This window comes from Brevundimonas sp. P7753 (assembly GCF_013386595.1).
In the GTDB taxonomy this organism is placed as follows: Bacteria; Pseudomonadota; Alphaproteobacteria; order Caulobacterales; family Caulobacteraceae; genus Brevundimonas; species Brevundimonas bullata.
Genome location: NZ_JACARP010000055.1, coordinates 60471 through 71240 on the forward strand (window position 1 = coordinate 60471; position 10770 = coordinate 71240).

At 66.8% G+C, this 10770-nt stretch carries 11 protein-coding genes; 10 read left to right on the forward strand and 1 reads right to left on the reverse strand.

Translation table 11 applies throughout. The annotated features are described in order from the left end of the window. Positions 1-37 precede the first annotated feature (37 nt). The 10 genes from bamA to HX774_RS11535 all read left to right on the forward strand — a co-directional run bounded on the left by bamA (position 38) and on the right by HX774_RS11535 (position 10242). Positions 38-2437 carry an outer membrane protein assembly factor BamA gene (gene bamA, locus HX774_RS11490; protein ID WP_255500412.1) on the forward strand — a complete coding sequence of 800 codons (2400 nt, stop codon included), beginning with the start codon at positions 38-40 and terminating at the stop codon, positions 2435-2437. A 32-nt stretch (positions 2438-2469) separates the two neighbouring features. Continuing rightward, positions 2470-3054 (forward strand): OmpH family outer membrane protein, encoded by a 585-nt coding sequence (locus HX774_RS11495; protein WP_178826912.1) that lies wholly within the window; start codon positions 2470-2472, stop codon positions 3052-3054. An 8-nt stretch (positions 3055-3062) separates the two neighbouring features. After that, on the forward strand, positions 3063-4076 hold the full coding sequence (gene lpxD, locus HX774_RS11500; protein WP_178826914.1) for a UDP-3-O-(3-hydroxymyristoyl)glucosamine N-acyltransferase: 1014 nt from the start codon (positions 3063-3065) through the stop codon (positions 4074-4076). Next, positions 4073-4537, forward strand: coding sequence for a 3-hydroxyacyl-ACP dehydratase FabZ (fabZ, locus tag HX774_RS11505; RefSeq protein WP_178826916.1), 465 nt, complete (start codon positions 4073-4075; stop codon positions 4535-4537). The genes lpxD and fabZ overlap by 4 nt, the downstream gene beginning before the upstream one ends. Next, positions 4534-5322 carry an acyl-ACP--UDP-N-acetylglucosamine O-acyltransferase gene (gene lpxA, locus HX774_RS11510; RefSeq protein WP_178826918.1) on the forward strand — a complete coding sequence of 263 codons (789 nt, stop codon included), beginning with the start codon at positions 4534-4536 and terminating at the stop codon, positions 5320-5322. The genes fabZ and lpxA overlap by 4 nt, the downstream gene beginning before the upstream one ends. Further along, entirely contained in the window at positions 5319-6170 is an 852-nt protein-coding gene (locus HX774_RS11515) for an LpxI family protein (protein WP_178826920.1), read from the forward strand. Before lpxA ends, HX774_RS11515 begins: the two co-directional genes overlap by 4 nt. Then, positions 6167-7351 carry a lipid-A-disaccharide synthase gene (gene lpxB / locus HX774_RS11520; RefSeq protein ID WP_178826923.1) on the forward strand — a complete coding sequence of 395 codons (1185 nt, stop codon included), beginning with the start codon at positions 6167-6169 and terminating at the stop codon, positions 7349-7351. Before HX774_RS11515 ends, lpxB begins: the two co-directional genes overlap by 4 nt. Before the next feature lie 89 nt (positions 7352-7440). After that, positions 7441-7638 carry a sulfur carrier protein ThiS gene (gene thiS / locus HX774_RS11525; RefSeq protein WP_114816284.1) on the forward strand — a complete coding sequence of 66 codons (198 nt, stop codon included), beginning with the start codon at positions 7441-7443 and terminating at the stop codon, positions 7636-7638. A gap of 58 nt (positions 7639-7696) precedes the next feature. Further along, positions 7697-8485: a thiazole synthase gene (locus tag HX774_RS11530; protein WP_178826925.1), complete on the forward strand. Its 789-nt coding sequence runs from the start codon at positions 7697-7699 to the stop codon at positions 8483-8485. Positions 8486-8547: 62 nt separating this feature from the next. Beyond that, positions 8548-10242 (forward strand): hypothetical protein, encoded by a 1695-nt coding sequence (locus tag HX774_RS11535; RefSeq protein ID WP_178826927.1) that lies wholly within the window; start codon positions 8548-8550, stop codon positions 10240-10242. Positions 10243-10298: 56 nt separating this feature from the next. Here HX774_RS11535 and HX774_RS11540 read toward each other — a convergent pair. Further along, the coding region (locus HX774_RS11540) for a thioredoxin domain-containing protein (RefSeq protein WP_178826929.1) at positions 10299-10770 on the reverse strand (472 nt) is incomplete at its 5' end.

The window sequence follows — 10770 nt, forward strand, 5'->3', positions numbered from 1 at the left end:
GATGGTTCCCCGAATGATTCAGAACGACAGTCGCCTCATGATCCGAACCCGTGGCCGTATCCTTGGACCCAGCGCCCTGGCGCTGGCCGTCGCCGCCGGCCTGGCCGGTCCGGCTCTGGCGCAGACCGCGCCCGCTGCGGCCGGGGCCGCGCCGCAGGACCCGCAGGTCGTCGTCGCCGCCCCGGCTGAGGAGCGCGCGGTCGTCAATCGCATCCTCGTGCGCGGCAATCAGCGCATCGATCAGACCACGGTTCTGTCCTATCTGCCGATCCAGCCGGGCGACACCATCGACGCTGCGACCATCGACGTCGCGGTTCGCACCCTGTCGCGCACCGGCCTGTTCGCCAACGTCCAACTGGGCCTTCAGCCGAACGGCGATCTGGTGGTCGAGATCGCGGAAAACCCGATTATCAACCAGGTGACGTTCGAGGGGAACAAGGCCCTTACCGAGAAGAAGCTGACGGACGAGGTCACGATCAAGCCGCGCGGCATCTATACCCGCGCCCGCGTTCAGGAAGACGTCGGCAAGATCATCGAGCTGTATCGCCTGTCGGGCCGCATCTCGGCCACTGTGACGCCCAAGCTGGTCCAGTTGGAACAGAACCGCGTCGATGTCGTCTTCGAGATCGACGAAGGCCCTGAAACCGGCGTCGCCGCCATCACCTTCCTGGGCAATACGGCCTTCTCGGACAGCGACCTGCGCGATGTCATGGTCACCAAGGAATCGTCCTGGTGGCGCCTGTTCAGCTCGAACGACAACTACGATCCGAACCGTCTGGATTACGACCGCGAGCAACTGCGGAAATTCTATACGAACCGCGGCTATTATGACTTCCGCATCCTGTCGTCCGTGGCGGAACTGAAGCCCGACAACAGCGCCTTCGGCATGACGATCACGCTGGAAGAGGGCGACCGTTACAATTTCGGAGAGGTCAAGGTCGTCACCGAGAACGACCGCCTGAACGCCGACTTCCTGCAGCGCCTGCTGCCGATCCGTTCGGGGGACCTGTACGAAAGCGATCGTATTGAAAGGGCGGTGGACGCCCTGACCTTCGCGGCGGGTTCGGCCGGTTATGCCTTCGTTGAGATCAATCCGAGCTATCGGGCCAACCCGGAAACCGACACGGTCGACGTGACCTTCAACCTGAAGGAAGGTCAGCGCGTCTACATCGACCGGATCAACGTCGTGGGGAACACCCGCACGCTGGATTCGGTCATTCGGCGCGAACTGGTGGTTGGCGAGGGCGACGCCTTCAACCGTAGTCTGGTCGAGCGGTCGCGCAACAATCTCCGCGCTCTGGGCTTCTTCAAGGACGTCAAGATCGAGGAAACACGCGGCAGCGCGCCCGACCGCACGGTCGTGAACGTCACCGTGGAAGAGCAACCGACCGGCGAACTGTCTGTCGGCGCAGGTTTCAGCTCGGTCGACTCCTTCGTGCTGAACCTGGGCATCACCGAGCGCAACTTCCGCGGTCGCGGCCAGAACGTCGTGGCCCGCGCCGAGTGGGGTTCGCTGCGTCAGCAGATCGACTTCCGCTTCACCGAGCCGAAATTCCTGGGCCGTGACCTGCGGGCCGGTTTCGACCTGTTCCATACGCGCTACGACCTGAGCGAGTATTCGTCCTATGACTATCGCTCGACGGGCGGCGGTCTGCGGCTCAGCTACCCGCTGAACGGCTATTCGCTGTTCAGTGTCCGTTACTTCCTGAAGAACGACGAAGTCATCATTCCCAACGGCTATTGCGGTGTCGGGGCGGGCTCGTCGGCCCTGTGCGATCAGGCCGGCGCCTTTATCAACTCGTCGGCGGGCTATACGCTGATGGTTGATCGCCGTAACGATCCCGTTCGCCCGACGCGCGGTTGGTCGGCCTCGGTGCGTCAGGACCTCGCGGGCATCGGCGGCGACGTCAACTATCTGAAGACCGAGGCCGACGCCTCCTGGTATTACGGCATCACCCCGGCCTGGGTGGTCAGTGTCCAGGGTTCGACCGGCTATGTGTCGGGCTGGAACGGCGATCCCATTCGGATCAATGACCGCTTCTTCAAGGGCGGCAACACCTTCCGCGGCTTCGAAACCGCCGGCATGGGCGCGCGCGACCTGACCACGACCGACGCCCTGGGCGGCAACTTCTACGCCATCGGCACGGTTGAACTGACGGTGCCGAACTATCTGCCGGACGAGTACGGCATCAAGACTTCGCTGTTCGCCGATGTCGGCACCCTGGGCCTGCTGGATGACCGCTATACGGTGAACTCCGTCACCGGCCTGCCCAATCCGAACATCGTCGACAATCTGGCTCTGCGAGCCGCTGCCGGGCTCAGCATCCACTGGCGCTCGCCGATGGGGCCGATCCGTTTCGACCTGTCCAAGGTTCTGTCGAAGGAAGACTACGACAAGACCGAGACCTTCCGCTTCTCCACCTCGACCCAGTTCTAACCGCAGCCTTCCAGACTGCTCAAAGGTTCAAGATGAAACTGTTTGCTATCGGCGCCTTCGCCATCGCTTCGCTCGCTGCTTCGTCGGCTCTGGCTCAAACCCAGGGGCCGGCCAATCCTGGCCCGGCCATCCCCGGCGTCTGCGTCTATTTCAACCAGCAGGCCCTGGCCCAGTCGACCGTTGGTCAGTCCGTGCAGACGCGGATGGAGCAACTGGCCCAGGAAGTTCAGGGCGAGATCGCGCCTTACGCTCAGCAACTGCAGACCGAATATCAGGCCCTGCAAGCCGGCGCCTCGACCATCCCGGCTGACCAACTGAACCAGCGCCGCCAGGCTCTGCAACAGCGCGCCCAGGAAGCCCAGCAGCTGGAGCAGACCCGCGACAACGAGCTGCGCTACACTCTGGCCGAACAGCGCAAGAAGATTTCGGAAGCCATCGAGCCGATCCTGGTCGCCGTCTATCAGGAAAAGGGCTGCGGCATCATGATCGACCGCGAGAGCGTCTTCGTCATGAACCCCGCTATGGACGTGACGCCGCTGGTCATTCAGCGCCTGAACGCGGCTCTGCCGACGCTCAGCTTCAACCGTATGCCGGTTCCGGCACAGCCGCAGTCGTAAGACGGGCCATGCCCGATCCGAGGTTCTTTCAGACCCTGTCGCCCCTGACGGTCGCCGTCCTCGCCGAGAAAATCGGCGGGGAGGCAGTCCGGGGCGGCGAGGTCGTCATCTCGGCCGTCGCGCCCCTGTCCACTGCGGACCGGGGCGCGATTGCGTTTCTGGGTGATCGGAAGTTCGCCGCAGCCCTGGCTGAGACGCAGGCGGGATGCGTCATCGTGCCGGCGTCGGCCGTCGATGCGGCGCCTGCGGGGGCTGCGGTGATCGTGTCGGGCGAGGCGCAGGCTGCCTGGGCGCGCGCTTCGGCCTTGCTGCATCAACCCATTCGGCTGGATCGCGCGGCAAGCGTGGCCGACGTGGCCGAGGACGACAGCGTGGTGATCGAGCCCGGCGTGGTGCTGGGCGAGGGCGTTCGCATCGGTCGCGGCACGCGCATCGGCGCCAACACCGTGGTCGGTCCGGGCGTCCAGATCGGCCGCGACTGCCTGATAGGCGCCAACGTTTCCATCGGTTTCGCCCTGCTGGGCGACCGGGTGAAGCTGCTGTCCGGCGCGCGCATCGGCGAGGCGGGCTTCGGCGCCGCCGGGTCCAAGGCCGGTCCGGTGGATATTCCTCAACTGGGCCGCGTCATCCTGCAAGACGGCGTCACCGTCGGGGCCAATTCCTGCATCGACCGCGGAGCCTATGGCGACACGGTCATCGGCGAAAACACCAAGATCGATAACCTGGTCATGATCGGCCACAACTGCGTCATCGGTCGCAACAACCTGATGGCCGGCCACGTCGGTCTGGCGGGATCAGTCACCACCGGCGACAACTGCATCTTTGGCGGTCGGGCGGGCGTGGGCGACCACATCACCATCGGCGAAGGCGCGCGCGTCGCCGCCGGCGGCGGCGTGCTGGCTGATGTGCCGCCGGGAGAGACCTGGTCCGGCTATCCGGCAAAACCCCTACGGCAATCCTTGCGCGAAGCCATCTGGCTGGCCAAACAGGCGTCCCAGAAAAAGGGCGCGAAAGAATCATGAGCGACGACAACAAGATCGACTACGCCGAAGTCATGCGGCGCCTGCCGCACCGCTATCCCTTCCTGCTGGTCGACAAGGCCGAGGACTTCGTGGCGGCGACCTCCATCGTGGGCATCAAGAACGTCACCCACAACGAGCCCTTCTTCCCCGGCCACTTCCCGATCGATCCGGTCATGCCAGGCGTGCTGATCGTTGAGGCCATGGCCCAGACGGGCGCCTTGCTGATGTCCAAGTCGCTTGATGTGGCCGTGGCGGACAAGGTCATCATGTTCATGTCGATCGACGGCGTGCGCTTCCGCAAGCCGGCTCGTCCGGGCGATCAACTGCGCATGGAGGTCAAGGTGATCCGCGCACGCGGCGACGCCTACAAGTTCCGTGGTGAAACCTTCATCGACGGCAAGCTGGCCGCTGAAGCCGAGTTCATGGCCATGGTCGTGACCGTGGCGGAACCCGCCCAGTGACCATCCACCCGACCGCCGTCGTCGACGCCTCGGCCCAGATCGCTGAAGGGGTCGTGATCGGCCCCTGGTGCGTCGTCGGCCCGGGCGTGACCCTGGCCGAGGGCGTCAAGCTGGTCAGCCATGTCGTGGTGCAGCAGGACACGAGCGTCGGCGCGCGGACGGTCATCCATCCCTTCGCCGTTATCGGCGGCGACCCGCAGCACAACGGCTACAAGGGCGAGCCGGTCCGGTTGGAGATCGGTTCGGACAACGTAATCCGCGAGCACGCCAGCTTCAATCGCGGCACGCCTCAAGGCACGGGCGTGACGCGAGTCGGCTCGAACGGCCTGTTCATGACCGGCGCCCACGTCGGCCACGACTGCGTGGTCGGCGACAATGTCGTCATGGCCAACAACGCCACCCTCGGCGGTCACGCCCGGATCGGCGAAAAGGTCTTCCTGGGTGGCCTGTGCGCCGTGCACCAGAACGGCCGGGTGGGGCAGGGCGCCATTGTCGGCGGTCTGGCCGCCGTGACGCGCGACGTCATTCCCTACGGCTCGGCCTGGGGCAACCACGCCAGCCTGCACGGGCTCAATCTGATCGGGCTGAAGCGCAAGGGTTACGGCAAGGACGCGGTGCGCCGCCTGCTGGCAGCCTTCTGCGAACTGTTCGAGGGCGAGGGCGTCTTCGCCGAGCGTCTTGACCGGGTCGAGACGACCTATGCCGACCTGCCCGAGATCATGGAGATCGTCGCCTTCATCCGCGACGGCGCCAAGCGACCGCTCTGCCTGCCGGACGCGGAATGACAAGCCCGGCTTCTGGGGCGCCCAAGCTGGCCCTGATCGCGGGTTCCGGTGATTTGCCTATCCGTATTGCGGCGCGGTGCGAGGCCGAGGGGCGGGCGGTCTTCATCATCCGTCTGGCGGGCTTCGCCGACGAGCATCTGGTGCGCTGGCCGGGCGAAGAGTTCGGCATGGCCGAGATCGGCCGTATCCTGAAGGCGATGAAGGCCGAGGGCTGTAAGGCGGTCTGTTTCGCGGGCTATGTGAACCGGCCTGATTTCAAGACCCTGAAGCCCGACTTCAAGGGCGCGACCCTGCTGCCTGGCATCGTGGCGGCGGCGACTAAGGGCGACGACGCCTTGTTGCGCAAGATCCTGTCGGTGTTCGAGGCCGAGGGTTATGCGGTCGAGGGCGCGGACGACATACTGGGCGGAGAGGCGCTGGCGGCGGGGGCCCTGGGCGCGGTCACGCCGACAGCCGAGCAGCTTCAAGACCTGAAGAAGGCGCTGCACGTTGCGGAAAAATCAGGCGAACTGGATATCGGTCAGGGCGCGGTCGTCTGCGACGGTCTGGTTCTGGCGGTCGAGGCGCAGGAAGGCACCGACGAGATGCTGCGTCGGGTGGCGGGGCTGCCCGCCGACCTGCACGGCGCACCCGGGGCGCTCAAGGGCGCGCTGGGCAAGGCGCCAAAGCCGATCCAGGATTTGCGGGTGGACATGCCCGTCATCGGGCCGCGCACGGTCGAGTTGGCCGCCGCCGCCGGTCTGGCCGGCATCGGCGGGTTCGCCGGGCGGCTGATCGTCATCGACCATGAAGCCCTGGTCGAGGCGGCGGATCGGCTGGGCCTGTTCGTCTGGGGCGTGGAAAGATGAGCCGCCCGCTGAAGGTCATGCTGGTCGCCGCCGAGGCCTCGGGCGATGCGCTGGGCGCCGGTTTGGCGCATGCGCTGAAGACACGGCTGGGCGCGGAAGTCAGCTTCGTCGGCGTTGGCGGCCCCAAGATGGCGGCTGAAGGCGTCGCCAGTCCGTTCGACATCGCCGAACTGTCCATTCTGGGCTGGATCGAGGGTCTGAAGGCCTATGGTCTGGTCAAGCGTCGCGTGGCCGACACGGTCGAACTGGCGAAGGCCGAGCAGCCGGACGCCGTCGTCCTGATCGACAGCTGGGGCTTCACTATCCGCGTGGCCAAGGCGTTGCGTCAGGTTCTGCCGGGCGTGCCGCTGATCAAATATGTTGGGCCCCAGGTCTGGGCCTCGCGTCCAGGCCGGGCCAAGACCCTGGCCGCCAGCGTCGATCATCTGCTGTCGCTCTACAGCTTCGACGCGCCCTGGTTCGAGCGCGAGGGTCTGCCGACGACGGTCGTGGGCTCGCAGGCCCTGCACGTCGATATGGCCAGCGCTGACGGCGCCCGCTTCCGCGCCGCGCGCGGCATCGCCGCCGACGCGCCCCTGCTGCTGGTCCTGCCGGGCAGTCGGCCCAGCGAGATCACCCGCATGACGCCCGTCTTCGAGGCGACGGTGAAGCGTCTGAAAGCGGCGGACCCGGCGCTGGAGATCGCCGTCGTCGCCGCTGGAACCGTGGCCGCCGATGTGGCCGGTCGCGTTGCCGCCTGGCCCTTCCGCGCCCATCTGGTGCAGGAGGCCGACAAGTACGACGCGATGAAGGCCGCCAACGTCGCCCTGGCCACCAGCGGCACGGTCTCGACCGAGCTGGCCCTGGCCGGCGCGCCCATGGTCATCGCCTACCGGATCGACGGGCTCAGCTATCTGCTGATGAAGAACCTGGTGACGGCCAAGCATATCACCCTGTTCAATATCGCCGCCGACGAGCGTATCGCGCCCGAATTCATCCAGAACGACGCCACCCCCGAGAAACTGACCGATGCGGTCGGACGTCTGTTGTCCGACCCGCAGGCCGCCGCCGAACAGGCCGCAAGACAGACGGCGGCTCTCGATCTGATGGGACGGGGCGGACCTGATCCATCGGAGCTGGCGGCGGACGCCGTGCTGCGCGTGATCGCCGACCGGGCGCAGCGAGGCATGCGCCCGGCCTGATACCCAGCGTGCTGAAAGGCGCTATAGTGCGCGCCAACGCGCCTTGATCAGGCGCGTGTTTTCGAGATGGGCCTGTTCGGACACCTGTGATGCGTATTGAAGTCAACGGCGAGGGGCGGGAGACCGCCGCTACGACCATTCTGGGCCTAGTTCAGGAGCTGTCGCTGGACCCGCGAAAGGTGGCGGTCGAGCGCAATCTGGAGATCGTGCCGCGTTCGCTGCACGGCGACACGGCGCTGGCCGAGGGCGACAAGATCGAGCTGGTTCAGTTCGTCGGCGGCGGGTGAGGCATCAAATCCGGTGTCGGCGCTTCCCCCCGGCGCACGGCGGCGCTAGGTCAGGGGCATGACCGATACAGCCCCCCGCACCGACAGCTGGACCGTCGCCGGCCGCACCTTCAACTCGCGCCTGATCGTGGGCACCGGCAAGTACCGCGACTATGCCCAGAACGCCGCCGCCGCTGAGGCTTCGGGCGCTGAGATCGTCACCGTGGCCGTGCGCCGGGTGAACCTGACCGATCCCAGCCAGCCGGTGCTGACCGACTTTCTGGACCCCAAGAAATACACCTATCTGCCCAATACGGCGGGCTGCTTCACCGGCGAGGACGCGGTGCGGACCCTGCGTCTGGCGCGCGAGGCGGGCGGCTGGACCCTGGTCAAGCTGGAGGTTCTGGCGGACCAGCGCACCCTGTTCCCCGACATGGAAGAGACCCTGCGGTCGCTGAAGCTGCTGACCGCCGAGGGCTTCGAGGTCATGGTCTATTGCACCGACGACCCCGTCTATGCGCGCAAGCTGGAGGACGCGGGCGCCGTGGCCATCATGCCGCTGGGCGCGCCGATCGGCTCGGGTCTGGGCGTGCAGAACCCGATCAACATCCGTCTGATCGTCGAGCAGTCCAAGGTGCCGGTCCTGGTCGACGCGGGCGTGGGCACGGCTTCGGACGCGGCCATCGCCATGGAGCTGGGCTGCGACGGCGTGCTGATGAACACGGCCATCGCCGAGGCGCGCGACCCGATCCTCATGGCCAGCGCCATGAAGCACGCGGTCATCTCCGGTCGGGAATCCTATCTGGCCGGGCGGATGAAGAAGCGCCTCTATGCCGATCCGTCCTCGCCGCTGGCTGGCCTGATCTAGGGCGCGACTTGCCGCGCCGTCGCTGGCGGCGCACTCTCCCGTTTGCTCTGGGAGAGGGTACGATGCGTTTCGGATGGATGGCCTGCACGGCCGTGGCGGCCTGCATGATCGGGCCGATGGCGGTGGCGGACGCGACGGCGGACAAGGCCGTGCGCGACCTGCTGGATCAGCCGCAGGTCTGCGGCCCCGGCGGCTCGGCCATCGAGGCGATCCCGACCAACGACATCGTCATGGTCGACGGGTTCGGCACAGGCGGGTTCAAGATCGATACGACCAACCCCGAGGCCCAGGCCTGGTTCGATCACGGCGTACGGCTGCGCTGGGCGTTCGAGCATACCGAATCGATACGGGCCTTCCGCAAGGCGCGGGCGCTGGACCCGACCTGCGGCATGTGCGCCTGGGGCGAGGCCTGGGCCATCGGCCCCAATCTGAACGGCGGCGGTCAGGACAAGGCGTCGATTGACGCCGCCCGCAGCGCTGCTCGCGACGCCCGTCGTCTGGCCCGCGACGCCACGCCGGTGCATCGCCAAATGATTGACGCGCTGATCCAGCGGTATTCCGGCGCGGAGAAGAGCCGCGCCGACCGCTTCGCCCAGCGCATGGACCGGATCGCGCGTCAGAACCCCGACGACGGCGCCATCGCCAACATCACCGCTGACGCCTGGCTGCTGGCCGCCGACGAATGGTGGGATGACGACGGCAAGGCGGCTGATCCGGCCATCCCCCGCGCCATGGGTCTGCTGGAACAGGCGCTGGCCAGGGACCCGAACGATCCGGGGGCGATCCACCTCTATATCCACCTGACCGAATGGTCAGACGACCCGCACAAGGCCATTCCCTACGGCGAGAAACTGGCCCTGCTGGCCCCGGCGGCCAGCCATCTGGTGCATATGCCGTCGCACACCTATTACCGTGTCGGCCGGTATCGCGATGCGATGATGTCCAACGTCAACGCCGTGGCGCTGGACCGGCGCTATGACGCCCTGGCCAAGCCGCCGGGCGGGGTGCCGGCGATGCGGCTGCACGCGCACAACATCCACTTCGGCATGGGCGGCGCCCTGATGGCCGGGGGCGGCGAGGAGGGGCTGAAGCTGGCCGACTGGTTCCTGACCACCTATCCGAACATCGGCGCCCAGGAATACTGGCGGCAAATCGTCGCCAACAACGCCTACGCCCTCTATGGCCGCTTCGGCACGCCCGAGCAGGTGGCGGCGCTGAAGGCGCCGTCGGCGACCCATCCGCTGCTGCGCATCAGCTGGCGCTATGCGCGGGGCGAGGCCGCCGCACGGGCGGGCCACGCGGCCGCCGTTCGTGCCGAGGCCGAGGCCATCAAGACGGTGCGCGAGGCGACGACCTTTGCCGGGCCGATGGCCGAGCAGCGCGCGGTCTTCGCCGAACTGTCGCAGCGTATTCTGGAAGGCCGCGCGGCCATGATCGAGGGTAATGCGGCGGCCGCTGTCGCCGCCTTCACCCGCGCCGCCCAGATTCAGGCCATGGAAGACGAGGGCGGCGATCCGCCGATCATCTGGTATCCGACGCGCCGTAGCTTGGCGGCGGCCCTGCTGGCCAGCGGCGACGCGTCAGGAGCCAAGGCCAAGATCGAGGAACTGCTGAAGGACTGGCCCAGCGATCCGTACAGCTATTTCGTCCTGGCCGAGGCCGAGAAGGCGCTGGGGAACGCCAACGCGGCGGCCGAGGCTACGCGACGCTCGAGTATCGAGTGGATCGGCGGCGAGCGGACCTTGGCGGCGGCATAAATTTCACGTCGTCACCCTCGGGACAAGCCCAAGGGTGACGAGCGTGGGAGGGTAACTTAGCGCTTGGCGTCTTCGATCATCTTGGCGACGGCAGCAGGCTCGATGCTGGCGCTGGCCTTGCCGTTGATGAAGAAGGTCGGCGTGCCTTGCAGACCCAGGGTCGCCGCGACCGTGTGAATGTCGGTGACGTGGCGGGTCATCTCGGGCGAAGCGATAGCCGCCTGGGCCTTGGTCATGTCGACGCCATGCGCGGCCAGGATGCCGTCGATGGCGGCGCGGTCCAGGGCGCGTTCGGTCATCAGGGCGTCATAGACCTCCAGATACTTGCCCTGCTGATGCGCGGCCAGGGCGGCGCGGGCCGCGTATTGCGAGGTGACGTCGTCGCCCCGGTCCAGGATCGGCCAGTCCTTGAAGACGAAACGGACCTCGGGGTGGGCGGCCATCAGGGCGCGGAAGTCGGGAGCCACCGCCTTGCAGCCCGGGCAGCGGAAGTCGAAGAACTCGATCACCGTGACCTTGGCGTCGGCG

Coding starts and splice junctions, on each gene's coding strand:
- bamA (WP_255500412.1), top strand. CDS start 38: ATGATCCGAACCCGTGGCCGTATCCTTGGACCCAGCGCCCTGGCGCTG.
- HX774_RS11495 (WP_178826912.1), top strand. CDS start 2,470: ATGAAACTGTTTGCTATCGGCGCCTTCGCCATCGCTTCGCTCGCTGCT.
- lpxD (WP_178826914.1), top strand. CDS start 3,063: ATGCCCGATCCGAGGTTCTTTCAGACCCTGTCGCCCCTGACGGTCGCC.
- fabZ (WP_178826916.1), top strand. CDS start 4,073: ATGAGCGACGACAACAAGATCGACTACGCCGAAGTCATGCGGCGCCTG.
- HX774_RS11515 (WP_178826920.1), top strand. CDS start 5,319: ATGACAAGCCCGGCTTCTGGGGCGCCCAAGCTGGCCCTGATCGCGGGT.
- lpxB (WP_178826923.1), top strand. CDS start 6,167: ATGAGCCGCCCGCTGAAGGTCATGCTGGTCGCCGCCGAGGCCTCGGGC.
- thiS (WP_114816284.1), top strand. CDS start 7,441: ATGCGTATTGAAGTCAACGGCGAGGGGCGGGAGACCGCCGCTACGACC.
- HX774_RS11530 (WP_178826925.1), top strand. CDS start 7,697: ATGACCGATACAGCCCCCCGCACCGACAGCTGGACCGTCGCCGGCCGC.
- HX774_RS11535 (WP_178826927.1), top strand. CDS start 8,548: ATGCGTTTCGGATGGATGGCCTGCACGGCCGTGGCGGCCTGCATGATC.